The organism is Bacillus cereus group sp. BfR-BA-01360, assembly GCF_022663595.1.
Taxonomy (GTDB): Bacteria; Bacillota; Bacilli; order Bacillales; family Bacillaceae_G; genus Bacillus_A; species Bacillus_A cytotoxicus.
Genome location: NZ_JAKUFV010000002.1, coordinates 155,405 through 172,775, shown reverse-complemented (window position 1 = coordinate 172,775; position 17,371 = coordinate 155,405). Strand labels below are relative to the sequence as shown.

Below are 17,371 nucleotides of genomic sequence, written 5' to 3'. Positions count from 1 at the left end.
ATGCCTATATCCCATGGCATGTTTATCCAATCATCTAGAGCTCTTTCAGCATGAAAAATTCCTTCTTTGAGAATACCTCTTAAATAATTGAGATTACGCCAAGGACTAGGAGTCGTCCTTGGGCGTTCTGCAATATAATCAACAAACTTTTCCAACTCTTGATCAGTTGAACGATCATAAACGAAATTAGAAAAAATCCTAATCCAAAGTACATTTCCATTAAAATACCGCCAGATAACAACCCTATTAATTGAACAAAGTTCCTCCCTGTACTTAAATCCGCATTCGCTTTCCGTAATTCGTCACTAATAGTTGGAATAAAGCTTTGAAGTGCAGCTTCAAAACCTCCTGCAAAAAACATATTTAATCCCACTAAGAGAGAGAGTAGAATAACGTTTTGGCTTCCTAATATCGCCAATAACCAGAAAGCTAACATCACAAATCCTCTTAACAAATCTGTACAAATAATAATTTTTCTACTACCAAATATATTTACTAATGGTGCAAATACGATAGATCCAATCATCCTAGAGACTACAGCTGTAGAAACTGCCCCCGTTACCCCCCATATTCCATTGCTCTGTAATGCAAACCAAACCATAGTAATAGAAAATACGTAATCTCCAAAAAAAGAAATAGTTCTAGAGAGCCAAAATACCTTATATTGATTCAATCAAATTTCTCCCTTCTATACTTCTCTTAAATTTGATTTCATAAGGTTCAAAAAATACTAGGTGTGATCTCGTTAACATAAAGTGAAACTTTAATCAGTGGTTTTTTTTCATCCTCCACTGATTATGAGCCCTCACCAATCGGGCTGTTACGGGCAGCCCTACTCCCACCTATCTTCCTTGCTTCTCTTTTTGAATCTTGAGAGGCAATCTTACTGCCCTAAAATAGCGGGATAAACAAACGACTATTCGAATAAAATCATTGAATTATCCTTTAAATGGTATATAAAATATTATAATATCTTTTAAATTATTATATATTTTTCATATAATAATTTAAAAGATATCGGAAAGTAAGTTGAACGAACTAACACCCTCTCTTTTCTGGCAAACTAGTACCATAGAATAACAATCATGTCTTAGTTCATTTCCGATCCAATCATCCGATATCCTTCTTGACAAAAGGAAATGTCCCCTTTTCTGTGCCGTATGCAATATCTATTTTGAATTCTTACTCTCTCAGCTCCTGAAAGTGAAAATGATAGATCTAATAAACTCCATTTTATTTTGTACAATACATCCCTCATCTCTTTTTGAGTGAAAACAATATACAAATTATACGAAATAAATATTTCTCTATAACCTTTAAAATTAGTTGGACTAATCTCTTTTCGATTATCGTAAGTTAAAATGAAGTGAAAAAATGAGGAGTGATACGATGGAACGATTATGGATTCCAATAATCGTGACATTTTTTTCATTTGGTGGTTTATTACTAGGTGGTGCTGTTGGTGTGATGACACGTCAGTTTATAGCGGAAAAGATGCATCATTTATACGCACTATGCGGTGGCATTTTACTTGGGTTATTATCAATTGAAATTATTCCAGAAACTTTTTCAAATTACAAAGCGGTGAGTCCCATACTTGGAATTGTCATTGGCATTTTACTTATGAGCCTATTCGATCATCATTATCACCATTCCATTATACATACAAAAAACCAACAAGCATGGCAAACTTTTTTATTTTTATCTTTTGCCATTTTTATTCATAATGTACCGAGCGGATTTGCCCTTGGGTCTGCCTTTATCAATCATAACGAGTCTGCTATTCCTTTTTTACTTGCAGTTATAATCCATCATATTCCAGAAGGATTAGCCTTAATTATCCCGTTTTTGTTTACAAAACATACGTATATTTCGTTTCTACTTATCATTTTCTTACTTTCTATGATTCTCGGTACAGGAACGATCTTCGGTATTATAATGGAAGGAAAAGCAGCTCATTTACAAGGACTAGTTATGGGAAGTGCAATCGGTTCATTAGGATATGTTACCATACACGAAATGCTAGGCAAAGCTGTAAAAAATCTTTCTCCTATCTCCTTTCTTTTCTGGTCTATCAGCGGCGTTTTATTTATCACATTCTTTACAGGACATCATTAATTTCATTATGATTTATTCAAATTCATCACGAAAAAGGCTTATTTCCTTTATTGATTAAAGATAAAAGTAAAAAGATAGATAAAAACAAAATGTTTTCATCTATCTTTTTACTTATTCATTTCTATTTTTAATTTCTATCTGTAAGTTCTCTATAAACTCATGTAGTGATACAACTTCTGAGTTCTCTTCACCATATTTACGTACATTTACAGATGCATTCTCCATTTCCTTATCTCCGATGACCAGAACATATGGTATTTTCTGTATTTGAGCGTCCCGGATTTTATATCCTAGTTTTTCATTACGAATATCCCGTTCTACTCGTATATCAACCTGTTTGAATTTATCTTCAATCTCTTTTGTATATGAATCGTGGACTAGATTTGAAACTGGGATTACTTTTACTTGAATAGGAGCTAGCCATGCCGGAAAGGCTCCTCCAAAATGTTCAATTAATATTGCTAGGAAACGATCAAACGATCCTAATACAGCACGGTGAATCACGACTGGTCGTCTCTTTTCATTTTTCTCATCGATATAGTGTAAATCAAATTTCTCAGGCATTTGAAAATCTAATTGAACTGTTCCACATTGATGACTTCTTTTTAAAGCATCCTTAATATGAAAATCAATTTTTGGTCCATAAAAAGCACCATCTCCTTCATTAATTCTATAGTTATATTGTAAAGATTTCAGTACGTTTTCAAGAGCAGCTTCTGCTTGATTCCATAGTTCATCATCCCCCATTGAATTTTCAGGTCTTGTTGATAGCTCAATTTCATATTCAAATCCAAATGTTCTATAGACATAATCGATTTGTTTTAATACTGATTGTATTTCACTCTCTATCTGTTCAGCTGTCACATAAATATGTGCATCATCCTGACAAAATGTACGTACTCTTAATAAACCATTTAATGCACCACTAAACTCATGGCGATGAACTTGGCCAAACTCACACATTCGAATTGGTAAATCACGATATGACCGAAGTTTATGCTTAAATATAAGCATATGTCCTGGACAATTCATTGGTTTTAATGCAAAGCTTTTATGGTCTACCTCTGAAAAATACATATTATCTTTATAATGATCCCAATGTCCTGATTTTTCCCATAGCTCTTGATTCATCATAAGAGGAGTACGTACCTCTTGATAATCATATGCTTGTTGAATTTCTCTTAAAAATCCTTCTAACTCATTTCGAATGATTTGCCCTTTCGGTAAATAAAATGGCATTCCCGGTGCTTCTTCAGAGAACATAAATAATTCTAGTTCATTTCCAAGTTTACGATGATTTCTCTTAGCCGCTTCTTCTACAAAATGCAAATATTTTTTTAATTCTTTTTGGGAGGAAAACGCAACGCCGTATACACGCTGCAATACTTGATTATTGCTATCTCCGCGCCAATATGCTCCAGAAACATGAGTTAATTGAAATGCTTTTAAATATCCAGTAGATGGTAAATGTGGACCGCGGCATAAATCTACAAATTCTCCTTGTTTATACATTGTTATAACTTCTCCTTCAGGTATTGCTTCTAAAAGTTCTAACTTTAAATGGTCGTCCGCTTCTTTAAAAAACTTCTCTGCCGCTTCTCTACTTATTTCAATCCTTTCGATATTTAAATTTTCATGTATGATATTCTTCATTTCTTTTTCAATTATCGGAAAATCCTCAACAGTTATACTACTTGAAAGATCTAAATCATAATAAAAACCATTTTCAATCACAGGTCCTACCCCAAGTTTGACATTGCCATAAATTCTTTTTACAGCTTGTGCTAATATATGTGCAGCAGTATGCCTTGCTATGTTTACCCCTTCTTCTGAATCGATAGAAATAATTTCAACTTTTGCATCATCCTCAAGCTTACGGCGTAAATCAAATAGTTGATCATTCACTTTCCCGGCTACTGCTTTCTTTTTCAAACTAGAACGAATGGATGCCGCTATTTCTTCTAAAGTAATTCCTTTTCTATATTCTTTTTTGCTTCCATCTGGAAAAATAATACTGATCATCTGTTCACTCATTTTCATCGCTCCATTTCTTTTATAAAAAAAGCACACTCATCCCTATACATATAGGGACGAGCGTGCTTGTACCCGTGGTTCCACCCAGATTCCCATTATATACAATATACAATGGCTTCTTTTGCGGTAACGTCGCTGACACGGCACTAGATACTTTTCTTTTCCCCAGTGCAGCTCGAAGGTGGTAAGTTATTTCACTGCGTTAGGAAGTTCTCAGCTATTCTTCCCTCTCTGTATAACCGTTTTAAATAACTCGTGTCCTTTTCTTTGCTTGTCGTGATATAAAATTTTAAAAATAAAAAAAGCATATTCATCCCTGAAATTAGGGACGAATATGCTTAATATCCGTGGTTCCACCCAGATTCCCATTATATAAAAATATACAATGGCTTCTTTTGCAGTAACGTCGCTGACACGGCACTAGATACTTTTCTTTTCCCCAGTGCAGCTCGAAGGTGGTAAGTTATTTCACTGCGTTAGGAAGTTCTCAGCTATTCTTCCTTCTCTGTATAACCGTTTTAAATAACTCGTGTCCTTTTCTTTGCTTTTAGATTCATATCCATTAATTGCTATTAACTATATCTTATTCAAAATTTTTTTGCAAGTATTTTAAAATAAAAAAATTATTTTTTTATTCCTGACTCTGCACTTTTATTATGAACTAATAAGCCATTCTTTTATATATTCAACTTTTTTCCCTTGTACCTGTTCTACATCTAATGATACATTTGCCTGTTCATATAACGTTGGAAAAATTTCATTCATGTAAAAGCGATGTGATTTTTCATCTTTCCAAAAAGAAAGTACAATATAGCGATTTGCATTTTTCAATGATCTTCCTACAACACCGCCTAACATCCCTGCTGTTTCTCTCATCCCTTCATTCCAAATCGTTCGTTGTACATGTAAAAACTGTTCTTCCTTTCCACGTTTCACATCACAAATTGCAGTTCTAATAAACGTACCTTTTGCAATTGCCTTCGTGATTGATGAATCCTTTATATGAAATAAAGTTTCATATAGTTCAATATCACAAGTTATGTACGTTTCCTGTTGATTGCTATTGTTAAAAATGGAATCGTATATTTCATCCATAAAGGTTTGATATGTACTCATATTCTCCCAAAGAGTACATATACAAGCTTCTTCTTGATCCCATCCCCCACATTGACCAAGAAATCCATTCACATTTCGCAAATCCCTCCATCTTTCTTGCGCTTTTGAAAACAAACTCATTTTCTCTTTTTCGACTTGACAAAATATTGTTTTTAACAGCATTTCATTCTCTCCTAACAAATCTACTAGTAAAACCGAATCAAGTTTACATAATATAATTATAATTGATTAAAATATTTTACAGCAGGATATATATATATTATAAATCGAAATTTTCAGATGATGATAGCAATATGAACTAGATAATTCAACTTTTGTCTTAGTACGAAATCTTTCTACGTCGACAAAATATGACAAAAAGAAAATGTATAACTTGTTATGATAGATAAGATATTTTGATACTTCACCTTACTGGAGGAATATACATCATGAAAGAGTTATTCGATCGAAAATGGTGGGTAGTGCTTTTTAGTGCGGTCATCATTACAGGCACAATTTCTTTTATTACATTCAGCTACAATTCAGAGAAAAAACTACAACAGGATACAAAAGAATCCCTTGACAAATCTACTTATCAAAAAGAATTAAAATCGCACATTGATTTGTTAAATGCAAAATATGATCAAATTGTAGCCAAGGAATGGCTCCCTGCCTGGGACATTATAAATGGGAACAAAAATAATGTAAATAAAGCCGAATTAATAGAAAAAATGAATCAGATTAGCAATGATTTTAGCGAACTCTCAAGTCAAATGGAGAATTTTAAGGCAGAGAAAAAACTACAAGATACAGATTTGAAGAAAAAAATGAATCATTTTCGAATCGCATTTATCGCGGCTTCAAATTATATGAAAAATGCTGCATCTTCAGTTTCTGAAGATTTAAGTGATGGTACACCTTTAAATGAAATTTCCCAAAATACACTTCATCCTTTAGGTCTTGCTGATCAAAATATGGTAATGGCATTATCTACTTTAAGTGAAATCAACAACTTATTCGGAATCACAAAAAAATAATTTGTTCCGCTTTGAAAAGTTCCTTTCTTCTATTCCACTTGAATCTAAATTGTAAAAACTAAAGGCTGTCCCCAAAGTTATCCTTTTAGGACAGCCTCCTCATAAAACGAACTCGATCGAATATATGTATGTAAATCTTAATTTCCAGTTTGTTCATATGGCATTTATCTGATCACAGATAGTTGTTGTTTCTGAAATTCTGTTTTTTCATCCGCTTTCGCAATTCCTATTTTTTCTATCGTTTTCTTTTTTATAGATTTATATTTTACATATGTGTTGAATTCTGTTTCAAAAGGAAATGGCGCGACTCGAATCGTTTTTTTATCTACCCATTCCGCTTGTAGTAACTCATTTGCTTCTCTATTAAATATTTCAGTCCCCTCAAATCCACCTTTAAATAAAGCTACTTCCTCTTGTTTTGAGGCACCGGGATGATTCATACAAACATATAAAGACAATTCATCACAAAACTTCAATAATCTATAATGCTTATCAAACATCATATACCGTCCTTTTGTTAACGTTTTCAAAAGTTGTTTTTGACGGTCTAATTCTTTTTGATAGAAATTCACCATCTCGTTATCTTCCTGATTGAGAGGAAATGAAATAAAATGTTTACTACAAAGTACAGCTCCATATGTATTACTTTTGGCAATCTCATTAAGTCCTAACGTGTAAAAAACAAATCGTAAAGAACTTGGACAGTCCATAAAAGTATATGGTACATTTGTAGCATCATTCCAAATTGGCGTCTTATCCAATCTTATCCATCCCCTATCATGTTCATAAATCGCATCAATACATTCTTTTAAATATAAAGTATTTTCAAAGAAATCTTTTTTTATATGTTTCGCAAATTCTCCCGCTAGAAAACCATGATCATGTTGGCGAATCAATACAAATTCTTCTTTTTGATTACGAATAATCATAGACTTACTCCCCCTCTTCATTCCACTTTATTTACTTTCCGCGATTAAAATAAATTCTTAGTCCTTAGCAGGGATTTCATCTCTTACAACGAAATTAAGTAACAGTATGATATGATCCTACTAATTCATTCTATAAGTGAATTCTTTTCTATTCTTACTATTCATTATACTAGTAATCACACGCAAAATAATTCTTTTATGAGGTGAAAAAATGAACAAAACGGAATTAATCAAAAATGTAGCACAGTCAGCTGATATCTCTCAAAAGGATGCCTCAGTAGCTGTTCAATCTGTATTTGACACAATTACGAATGCTTTACAAAACGGAGACAAAGTACAACTAATTGGATTCGGAACATTTGAAGTACGGGAAAGAGCAGCTCGAACTGGACGCAATCCTCAAACAGGGGAAGAAATCCAAATTGCAGCTGGAAAAGTTCCTGCCTTCAAAGCAGGAAAAGAATTAAAAGAAGCTGTAAAATAAGAAGAAACTTGATCTATTCTATCCAAAAAAGAAAAGAACAGAATTTTTATCTATATACAGAAACGAAAAGAAGATGACCATTTATGTATGAAATGATCATCTTCTTTTTTATTTCTAATCGATCTGCCAATAACATATTGAAATTCCCTTTTTCAACGGGACAAATTCATTCAAAAATTCTCTTATCATGCGGGGGAATTGTATGGAATTAAGAAGTAAATGTTCTCTCTGTAGCATCCTTTTCTTTACACTCCATAACTTCATATATATGTTTTGCATGAAATACTTCACAAATATAAAATAAGCATTTGCATTTACTTACAATTTGATATTTTCTAGTTGGATATATATGTGATTCTACTGAACATCCATCAAATAATTCAAGGATATGTCCTGACGGCTGGTAACCTTGATATAGAATATTTTTTCTTGTATCTAGCTGTCTCACTAATTCTTCAACAGGGGTACATTCATTTTCTAATTCTTTCTTTACATGTCTCGGCAAAAGTGATGTATCAGCAAATACGAGTCTTTCAGATAATACCTTTCCTTTGTAAGAAATAGAAGACACACGATAAAGACATGTTCCATTATGATCAAAAAAGTTTTTCACTTCTTTTGGAATATATTCCCTCTCCAACATTTCTTGTTCAATCACATGAAACTGAACGCTGTCTTGAATGATGTTTTCTAACGTTTCCATTGATGATTTATCATAAGAAAACACGATATCTTTTATGGCTTTTGCGGCTGTCATATCAGCAGCTTCGTTTCTTTTACTTTCCGTTACTAACACGACCAACACCTCTTTTATCTTTCTGAACTTTTGTATATTGGCAATCTCTCTTCTTCGTAAAAATAGAGAAGAGACCTAGCATTTCGCTGTTGAAACTCTGTTATTTCTTTATTTAACACTGCCAATGATGCGATGTATCCAAAACCTAATTGTACCTCCATCATGACTGTATTTTCTAAGAGTGATGATTTTTCCTTAAAAACAAGTAGTTTAGGAGCATCATTGGGTGCTGAGACTGTAAGATGAGTTGGCGAGATCATCAGTCCTTCTCCAGTAGCCTTTAGTACAGCTTCCTTCCGTGTCCAATACGTTAAGAACCCTGCAATCTTTTTTTCATCTGGCAATTGCATAACGTGCATCATTTCCGTATCTGTTAATACACCTGTCGCCATATTCATAACATCAATATTCGGCGTTATTTGTTCAATATCTATCCCAACAGGCGCAGAGGCTGTAAATGCTACGACAACATACTCCCCAGAATGCGATACGGATAATTGCGGCATACCATCTGGTAATTGCGGCCTTCCATGTGCTAACTTACAAACTGGACACATCCGATCTATTGGTACTTGAAGCGGAGACACACTCAGATGTTTTCCAAGTACGAGACGACTAATTACACAACCGATTACAAAGCGGGCGCGGTCCGCTTCATGATGAAACGAATTTGCCTTTTTTCGTTCCTCTTCATTTAATAAATGAAAATGCCATGGTTGTAAGTCTGATATTTGTGCCCACCATATTTGACAGTTACGATGATGAAGTTTCGGAATGAAATCTCCATCCTTCCAAGCTATCACTAGCATCCCCCCTTTATATCTTCTACAATCTCTTCACTCCCTTACCGCTTTTTTATTTCATTGTATAGATGTTTGTTCTCCTTTTTTGCTTACGCTCTCATCGCGAATACGTAATGCAAATAATAATGCGATAAACAAAAAGCCAGCTGCGGTACATAAAGCAATTTGATAAGCTGTAATATTGATTTGTCCAACTACCATTTCACCTGCAATATAACTTTCCAGCGCTAACATACTAGCAAGAATCGCAACACCTATTGCAGAACCTAAGCGATTTTGTACATGAAATATCGTTGTAGCCCTTCCTATAGAAGATGACTGAATATGCTGAAAAGCAGAAAATTGTACCGCCCCGACAGAATGTCCTAAGAAGAAACCTATTCCAAACAATAGTAGACGAATGAGCCACGGGTTTGTTTCATTCGTTACAAAGCTTAACAAAACGAATAAAATAGCCGCACATAGTAAACCGATAGAAATGAGTCTTTGCGACCCTATTTTTCTATAAGACCATGGTACGATTTGTGATGAAATCATTAATCCAATTGCCTCTGGAAATGTCGTCAAACTTGTAACTCTTGACTAATCGTCTGAAGCGCGACATTCACAATCGTTGCATCCATGGAAGCCATAAACATCGCTATAATATATACAACAGTAACAACCATTTTTGGATTCATTCTTACTTCCCTACTGATACATATTCAAGTTGATGAAGACGCTTTGGCATCATATCCGTCCAGTGTAATTCAATATATGTTAGACAAGCTTGCCTACTATCATTGTCATGCACAACGCTCCAACCAGCTGGTACATCAAGAAAAGCCGGCCAGACAGAATGCTGGCCTTCTTCATTTATTAACACTTTATACATATCATTATCATTTTCAAATGGATTCGTCATATATGATTACTCCTTTCTTTTCTTGTAATCTATTCGCTAAAACTTTTCCAATTTCAGCAAGTGGTTCCGGCTGACATAAATCTTTATGCCGGCAGTCAATATCATATTGTTCTATTTCCCCTTCTATATAGCTAGACCACGTGTCCGGTGAAATAGGATCAAACCATTCTGGTATCATTGTCGATCTGAAAAAGATAAGATTCCCTTTAAATTTCTTTGGAACATATTTTCCTAATAGAGTAACAGAATTCACATATGTTTCTTTTAAATTCAAAATGGTTGTCTTTTCTAGGTTGGCTAATGCACTTCCATCCTTATGAAGAATTTCAATGGCACTTTCCATATTAAGTGGTTTCCCATCCATATGATCTGGATCATAACCACCTAAAGCTAACAATGCGATAAGTGCCTCTTCTTCAGTAGGCGCCTCTGTATTTGGTAAGAAATGCCCCGGATACGAATCAAGCATCACAAGCATTTCAACTTCTTCGCCTTCACTTTGTAAATGCGTCGCCATTGCATGAACAACATTTCCTCCAAGCGACCATCCTAATAATCTATATGGACCATGCGGTTGCACTTCACGAACATGTATAAGGTAATCCGTAGCCATTTCCTCTAATGTTTTTGGAAGCTTTTCTTTTTTGGAGATACCGCGTGCTTGTAACCCATAAATTGGATACTCTTTTCCTACAGATTTCATTAATCCTGCATAACACCAGCTCAGTCCTCCCGCTGGATGAACACAAAATATCGGCAATTCTTCCCCGCTTGTTCGTAAAGGTAACATGACATCTAACGCACTTTGATTCGTTCCCATATCAAGTCTTTCCGCAAGAGCGGAAACTGTCGGCGCTGTAAATAAATGACCGATATTTATTTCTATACCTAACGCCTCTCTAATACGGCTCATTAGCTTTACAGCAAGCAATGAATGTCCGCCGAGTTCAAAGAAACTATCGTCAATTCCAATTCGAGGCACTTGTAACACTTCTGTAAATATGTCACATAATAGTTCCTCTTTCGGTGTTCTTGGTCCTCGGATTCTATTCGATACTGTAAATTGCGGAGCTGGTAACGCCTTTCGATCTAACTTTCCATTTGGAGTTAATGGTAACTGATCGATTACAACAAAAGTGGATGGCACCATATAATCTGGTAGACTCTTCCCGACATATTGACGCATATGAACTGTTTCTATCTGTATTTGTGGTGACAGAACGATGTATGCAACTAATCGTTTATCACCTGGCTGATCTTCCCTCACAATAACAGCGGCTTGTTCTACCTGTGGATGTTGCATAATTGTAGCTTCAATTTCCCCAAGTTCAATGCGGAAACCGCGAATTTTAATTTGGTGATCTGCCCGACCTATGTAATCTAATGTTCCATCTTGCCTCCAGCGCGCCAAGTCCCCAGTGCGATACATGCGAGTCCCTGGCTCTCCGTATGGATTTGCTATAAATCGCTCTGCCGTTAATCCAGCGCGCCCTAAATATCCATGTGCAAGCCCTGCTCCAGCCACATACATTTCCCCGATAACTCCAGGTGGTACAGGCTGCAAATAAGAATCTAATACGTAAACTTTCAAATCTGGTATACTACATCCAATTAAGCTATTTGCTCGTAAGGATACTATATTTTGATCCAGTTCCATATAACTTACATGTACAGTTGTTTCCGTAATCCCATACATATTAATGAGCTTTGGTGCATGCTCTTTATGACGGCTGTACCAATCTTCTAGGCGGCTTAATTCTAGCGCCTCCCCGCCAAAAATGATATAGCGTAAAGAAAGCTGTTTGCCTAATTCTATGTTTTCGCGATCCGCCTGCATCAGTTGATAAAATGCGGACGGTGTCTGGTTTAAAACAGTTACTCTCTCCTTAACAAGAAGATGTAAAAATTCCTGAGGTGAACGACTGACCGTATGCGGTACAACGACAAGCCGACCTCCATATAAAAGCGGTCCCCAAATCTCCCAAACTGAGAAATCAAATGCATAAGAATGAAACATTGTCCAAATATCTGTTTCATCAAATTGGAACCAATGATCCGTTGCACCGAATAACCTTACAACATTTTGATGCGGAATCATAACACCTTTTGGCTTTCCTGTCGAACCTGATGTATAAATAACATAAGCAAGGTGCACCGGTAATAAAGGTTGGATTCGTTCTACATCCTCAATATCCTCGGTACAATATTGATCGATCGCATTCCTTGTTTTCACATCATCAATAACAATTACATTGGTCGCTTGATACTCTATTTCAACTTCTGTACTTGTAATGATACAAACCGGCTGTGCATCACTTAACATAAATGAGATTCGATCTGCTGGATAATCAGGATCTAACGGTAAATATCCTGCTCCTGCCTTTAAAACGGCTAATAAGCTAATCATCATATCAAGTGATCGCGGCATTGCTAGCGCAACGATTTGCTCTGGCCCTACCCCTTTTGCAATTAATAAACGAGCTAACTGATTTGCCTTCTTATTTAACTGTTCATAGCTTAATGTTTTCCCCTCAAACACAACAGCAGTTGCACCCGGAGCCTTGCGAACTTGCCGCTCAAACAGTTCTGGCAACGTCACTTCAGCTGTAGTTTGAAAACCACCATTCCATTTTTTCAAAATCGTGCAATATTCTTCTTCTTCTAAAATTTCTAAACGTCCAATCTGTTTCTCTGGATTCTCTACCGCATCTTCTAACAGTCGAATAAACCGCGTTACAAATTTTTGAGCCGTCTCATATTGAAATAAATCTGTACGATATTCTAGTAAACCTTGTAATCCATTCGCGTTTCCTTCTTTAGTACTTTGCTCACTTAGTTCAATCGTCAAATCAAATTTGGCAGCGCCTACGCTCTGAATCTCAAGCGTTGTATCTACATTTGGAATATCAAATGTAGCTTCCGGTGTATTTTGAAAAGCTAGCATAATTTGAAAGAGCGGATGACTATTTCTCGAACGTACAGGGTTTAATACTTCCACAAGTCGCTCAAATGGAACATCTTGGTGTTCATAAGCAGCAAGATTTCCTTTTTTCACTCGATTTAATAGTTCTACAAAAGTCGGATCTCCTGATGTATCTGTACGTAAAACTAATGTATTTATAAATAAACCAATCATCTCACTAAGAGCATCATCATTGCGTCCAGCTACCGGACTACCAATTGGAATATCCGTTCCAGCTCCTAATCTTGTAAGTAATGCCGTAAGACCTGCTTGCATTACCATAAATAGACTCACACCATGCATGCGAGCTAGTTCTAATAAACGTTTGTGTAACCTTGAATGAATATGAAAATCTATCGTATCCCCGTGATAACTGATTTCAGCAGGACGTTGATAGTCTGCAGGCAACTCAAGTTGATCTGGTAATCCTTTTAATTTTTCTTTCCAAAAATCAATTTGTTTTGAAATCAGACTATCCTTTCTCTCTTCATTTCCTAATAGTTCTTGTTGCCAAAGAGCGTAATCAGCGTACTGCATCGGAAGAGTTTCCCACTGCACGACTTCACCTTGACAACGAGCTCTATACGAAGTAGCAAGATCTTTTGTGAATGGGCTTAAAGACCAACCATCCCCTATAATATGATGTAATAAAATAAGGAGTACATATTCATTTTTCCTAATTTCAAATAGTTCAACGCGCATGGCAGGCTCTGTAGCTAAATGAAAGCTATATCGAACCGATTCAGCAAGCAAATCAGATAAATCCGCTTCCGTAGTCTGCGTTATCATAAGCTTAGGTTTCGCTTCCTCTATTGTGAGAATTTTCTGGTGCGGGGTTCCAAATCGATCTGGAAAGATCGTTCTGAGCGTCTCATGGCGTTCTACAATATCGTAAAACGCACCTTGTAATGCTTCTTTATTTATTTCACCAGACATACGAATCACTAACGGAATATTATATGTTGGACTTGGTCCTTCTAAACAATTCAAGAACCATAAACGGCGCTGCGAAAAGGAAAGAGGAATTTCCTTCGGACGCTTCATCTTTTTCAAAGCTGGCCTTGTACTTTTTGCACCATCTAACTGTTTCGCAAGTGCAGCAACAGTTGGCGCCTCAAATAATTTACCAATTCCTATTTCTACACCTAACATGTCCCGAATGCGTCCCATTAACCGGGATGCCAAAAGAGAATGACCGCCCATTTCAAAGAAATGATCATCTATCCCGATTCGTTTAAGGCCAAGCACTTCCGCAAAAAGATTACATAAAATTTCCTCTTTCGGGTTTCGCGGTACTCGTTCACTTGTATTTACACTGAAATCAGGTGCTGGCAGTGCTTTTCGATCAATTTTCCCATTTGGTGTTAACGGTAATTTCGACAATACGATAATAGCTGAAGGAACCATATATGCCGGTAAGTGCTCCGCTACATAAGAGCGAATGTCTGTAGAATCAGCAGATTCCCCTACAATGTAAGCAACGAGCCTTTTATCTCCTGGTTGATCTTCTCTCACAAGTACAACTGCTTGTTGAACAGCTGCATGCTGATGGAGTACTGTTTCTATTTCAGCTAACTCTATACGGAAACCGCGCATTTTAATTTGATAGTCCGCACGACCAATATATTCGAGATAACCATCTCTACGCCATTTGACAAGATCACCCGTACGGTACATCCGCGTTCCTGGTTTCCCATAAGGATTTGCCACAAATCGCTCTGCTGTTAAATCTGGTCTTCCTAAATATCCGTGAGCAAGCCCTGCTCCAGCAATATACAATTCTCCTACTACCTCTGGCGGAACCGGTTGCAAGCTGGCATCTAATACATATACTTCTGTATTCCAAATTGGTTTTCCAATGGGAGGTATGTGTGTGTTCGTACTATTCAGATGCATTACTGTAGACCAAATGGTTGTTTCTGTTGGTCCGTAAAGATTTGTAACATCACAATTTAATTCTTTTAATTTTGCTGCTAATGCATTGGGAAGTGCTTCACCACCTACGAGAGCACGTATCCCCTTTATACTTTCCGGATTATCTGTAACAAGCATTTGCCAAAGCGATGGTGTTGCTTGCATAATCGTAATTTTTTCTTTTTGTAATACTTCCGCTAAAGTAACTGAATCTTGGATTTCTTCTTTTTGCGCAATTCTAATACTTGCACCGCTTATAAGCGGGATATACATTTCTAATGCTGAGATATCAAAGGCAAAAGTTGTAACGGCTAGTAAACGATCGTTTTCCTGTAGTGAAAATGTATCCTGCATCGCTAATAAGAAATTGCTTAAACTTTCCATTGAAACAACCACACCTTTTGGTTTGCCAGTTGACCCAGACGTATAAATTGCATATGCAGGATTTAAAAGACTAGAAGCATGTCGCGTTTCTGGATTGATACAAGGATACTGTTGCAAATTTCTCTTCATTACTTCACGATCTACTACAAACGTCTCCACCTTTCGCTCATCAGGTAAATTCTCCAACACGGAAGATGTTGTAATCATGCAAATAGGATTGGCATCACTGAGTATATATTGCACTCGATCAGCTGGATACTCAGGATCTACTGGTATATATGCGGAACCAGTCTTTAGTACTGCTAACATTCCAATTAGCATGTCGACTGTCCTTGGAAATGCTAAGGCTACAAATTGTCCCGGCTGCACCCCTCGTTCTAACAAGAAATGCGCTAGCTTATTTGCTCGTTCGTTTAATTCTTGATAAGTCAGTTGCCATTCTCCGCCTACTACCGCTGTTGCACTTGGTGTTTGGTTCGCTTGCTTCTCAAATAAATTTGGCAGGCTGATACGTTCTTTTTCTACAGAAGTTTCATTCCACGCTTGTATTACTTGATAGCGTTCATTTGGAAGTACTACTTCCATCTTACCAATTGATTCAGTTGGATTCATATGTGTTAGAGTTTCTAAAAAATGCATAAATCGTTCTTTATGAGCCGTTACATCTCCTTCGCTATATACCGCAGGATTTGCATCAAAGTGAAACATGAATTCATTCTTATCAAAATGGTTATATACATGTATAGAAAGATCGTCTACAGGTCCCGCTGACAGATTGTGTTTCACTCCAAGATTTCCAGCGAAATTCAAACGATAATCAAATGGCATCACATTGATGATCGGACCAAATAATCGTTGGTTTTCTCCTAACAATTTAAGATCGCGGCGAAGTTCTTCATGACGATACTTTTGATGAAGACGTATTTCGCGTATTTCATGAGCGACTTGCTCAGCAACTTCAGCAAAGCTCATATGAGAAGATAAGGATACTCTAAGCGGAACGACATTCATCACCATACTTGGTGTATGAATGGATGCTGATCCTAAACGCCCCATCATCGGTAATCCTAAGACAATATCTTTGGTGCTTGTTAATTTATGAAGATAAATAGCAAGTGCAGCGATAATCAAGTCTGGCCAATTTACATTGCACTCCAGCGCTACTTGCTGTAATGATTTTGTTTGCAAATGCGATAAAGAAGCTGTTTGACGTAAAAATTCTTTCGATGCTTTAGATGTATGTTCAGCTAAGCTTATCACTTCTGATAAATCTTGAAATCGTTCTAACCAGAAATTGCGGTCTTTCTCAATTTGAGAAGAGTTTCGATATGCAGCATCTTCCGCTAACACTTGTTGTAAAGAACCGAATGGCTTCTCATGATACGATTGCTGATTCATTAACCTCGTATATACTTTTGCTACTTTTTGGACAAGTAACGAGAAACCGTATCCATCCATTACAATGTGGTGAATACGCTGATACCAAATAAAATGATCAGATGCTACTTGGAATAATGCTTCGGTAAACAACTTGTCTTTTTGTAAATCAATTGGTATGGATATATTCTCTTTCATCCACATTTCAGCCGCACGTTTCGGATCATCTTCTGAACTGACATCGATGAAATGCATATGAAAATCTGAAGAATCAGCAATGACTTGCCATAAGCCCGCTTCATCTTCTTCAAAATGAACATGTAATGCTTCTGCTTCCATTACAACAGTACGGACTGCTAATTCAAATATTTCGGGATTCACTACCCCATGTATCTCCACATATTCAGCTGTATTATAAATTGGATTATCTGGATCAAGTTGCTGCGCAAACCACATTCCGGATTGCGCAGACGACAAAGAATAGCGAACATTTCGACAATTAGACATACTGTATGACCCCTTTATTTTGTAATC

At 36.4% G+C, this 17,371-nt stretch carries 11 protein-coding genes, 1 pseudogene and 2 other annotated features; of the genes and pseudogenes, 3 read left to right on the top strand and 9 right to left on the bottom strand.

Annotation, left to right across the window (positions count from 1 at the left end; translation table 11 throughout):
- Nucleotides 1-79: 79 nt before the first annotated feature.
- Nucleotides 80-673 (bottom strand): MFS transporter, encoded by a 594-nt coding sequence (locus MR056_RS02655; RefSeq protein ID WP_012094258.1) that lies wholly within the window; start codon nucleotides 671-673, stop codon nucleotides 80-82.
- Nucleotides 674-1,389: 716 nt separating this feature from the next.
- Between MR056_RS02655 and MR056_RS02650 the strand changes: the two genes are divergently transcribed.
- Nucleotides 1,390-2,118 (top strand): ZIP family metal transporter, encoded by a 729-nt coding sequence (locus MR056_RS02650; RefSeq protein WP_087098692.1) that lies wholly within the window; start codon nucleotides 1,390-1,392, stop codon nucleotides 2,116-2,118.
- A gap of 111 nt (nucleotides 2,119-2,229) precedes the next feature.
- On the opposite strand, the gene thrS is transcribed toward MR056_RS02650, so the two are convergent.
- Nucleotides 2,230-4,152: a threonine--tRNA ligase gene (gene thrS / locus MR056_RS02645; RefSeq protein ID WP_087098690.1), complete on the bottom strand. Its 1,923-nt coding sequence runs from the start codon at nucleotides 4,150-4,152 to the stop codon at nucleotides 2,230-2,232.
- 49 nt (nucleotides 4,153-4,201) lie between these two features.
- Nucleotides 4,202-4,429 (bottom strand) — a binding site (T-box leader).
- 44 nt (nucleotides 4,430-4,473) lie between these two features.
- Nucleotides 4,474-4,703 (bottom strand) — a binding site (T-box leader).
- A gap of 103 nt (nucleotides 4,704-4,806) precedes the next feature.
- On the bottom strand, nucleotides 4,807-5,430 hold the full coding sequence (locus MR056_RS02640; protein WP_087098688.1) for a DUF4937 domain-containing protein: 624 nt from the start codon (nucleotides 5,428-5,430) through the stop codon (nucleotides 4,807-4,809).
- 266 nt (nucleotides 5,431-5,696) lie between these two features.
- Here MR056_RS02640 and MR056_RS02635 point away from each other — a divergent pair, with 266 nt between their 5' ends.
- Nucleotides 5,697-6,284 carry a hypothetical protein gene (locus tag MR056_RS02635; protein ID WP_012094254.1) on the top strand — a complete coding sequence of 196 codons (588 nt, stop codon included), beginning with the start codon at nucleotides 5,697-5,699 and terminating at the stop codon, nucleotides 6,282-6,284.
- 164 nt (nucleotides 6,285-6,448) lie between these two features.
- On the opposite strand, the gene MR056_RS02630 is transcribed toward MR056_RS02635, so the two are convergent.
- Nucleotides 6,449-7,213 carry a DUF3891 family protein gene (locus tag MR056_RS02630; RefSeq protein ID WP_087098686.1) on the bottom strand — a complete coding sequence of 255 codons (765 nt, stop codon included), beginning with the start codon at nucleotides 7,211-7,213 and terminating at the stop codon, nucleotides 6,449-6,451.
- Nucleotides 7,214-7,424: 211 nt separating this feature from the next.
- Between MR056_RS02630 and MR056_RS02625 the strand changes: the two genes are divergently transcribed.
- Nucleotides 7,425-7,697 (top strand): HU family DNA-binding protein, encoded by a 273-nt coding sequence (locus tag MR056_RS02625; protein ID WP_012094252.1) that lies wholly within the window; start codon nucleotides 7,425-7,427, stop codon nucleotides 7,695-7,697.
- A gap of 208 nt (nucleotides 7,698-7,905) precedes the next feature.
- Here the strand turns inward: MR056_RS02625 and MR056_RS02620 are convergent, their stop codons facing one another.
- The 5 genes and pseudogenes from MR056_RS02620 to MR056_RS02600 form a co-directional block, all read right to left on the bottom strand.
- Nucleotides 7,906-8,493 (bottom strand): cold-shock protein, encoded by a 588-nt coding sequence (locus MR056_RS02620; protein WP_087098684.1) that lies wholly within the window; start codon nucleotides 8,491-8,493, stop codon nucleotides 7,906-7,908.
- A 14-nt stretch (nucleotides 8,494-8,507) separates the two neighbouring features.
- Complete coding sequence (locus tag MR056_RS02615; protein WP_087098682.1) at nucleotides 8,508-9,302, bottom strand: 4'-phosphopantetheinyl transferase family protein; 795 nt, start codon at nucleotides 9,300-9,302, stop codon at nucleotides 8,508-8,510.
- A 51-nt stretch (nucleotides 9,303-9,353) separates the two neighbouring features.
- Nucleotides 9,354-9,869: pseudogene (locus tag MR056_RS02610) on the bottom strand (MFS transporter); the annotation flags it as partial.
- 109 nt (nucleotides 9,870-9,978) lie between these two features.
- On the bottom strand, nucleotides 9,979-10,200 hold the full coding sequence (locus MR056_RS02605; RefSeq protein WP_012094248.1) for an MbtH family protein: 222 nt from the start codon (nucleotides 10,198-10,200) through the stop codon (nucleotides 9,979-9,981).
- Nucleotides 10,184-17,344: an amino acid adenylation domain-containing protein gene (locus MR056_RS02600; RefSeq protein WP_087098680.1), complete on the bottom strand. Its 7,161-nt coding sequence runs from the start codon at nucleotides 17,342-17,344 to the stop codon at nucleotides 10,184-10,186. Before MR056_RS02600 ends, MR056_RS02605 begins: the two co-directional genes overlap by 17 nt.
- Nucleotides 17,345-17,371 lie beyond the last annotated feature (27 nt).

Bases quoted from the DNA above. Each gene is read 5' to 3' on its own strand.
- MR056_RS02650 (WP_087098692.1), top strand. From the start codon at position 1,390: ATGGAACGATTATGGATTCCAATAATCGTGACATTTTTTTCATTTGGT.
- thrS (WP_087098690.1), bottom strand. From the start codon at position 4,152: ATGAGTGAACAGATGATCAGTATTATTTTTCCAGATGGAAGCAAAAAA.
- MR056_RS02640 (WP_087098688.1), bottom strand. From the start codon at position 5,430: ATGCTGTTAAAAACAATATTTTGTCAAGTCGAAAAAGAGAAAATGAGT.
- MR056_RS02635 (WP_012094254.1), top strand. From the start codon at position 5,697: ATGAAAGAGTTATTCGATCGAAAATGGTGGGTAGTGCTTTTTAGTGCG.
- MR056_RS02630 (WP_087098686.1), bottom strand. From the start codon at position 7,213: ATGATTATTCGTAATCAAAAAGAAGAATTTGTATTGATTCGCCAACAT.
- MR056_RS02625 (WP_012094252.1), top strand. From the start codon at position 7,425: ATGAACAAAACGGAATTAATCAAAAATGTAGCACAGTCAGCTGATATC.
- MR056_RS02615 (WP_087098682.1), bottom strand. From the start codon at position 9,302: ATGCTAGTGATAGCTTGGAAGGATGGAGATTTCATTCCGAAACTTCAT.
- MR056_RS02605 (WP_012094248.1), bottom strand. From the start codon at position 10,200: ATGACGAATCCATTTGAAAATGATAATGATATGTATAAAGTGTTAATA.
- MR056_RS02600 (WP_087098680.1), bottom strand. From the start codon at position 17,344: ATGTCTAATTGTCGAAATGTTCGCTATTCTTTGTCGTCTGCGCAATCC.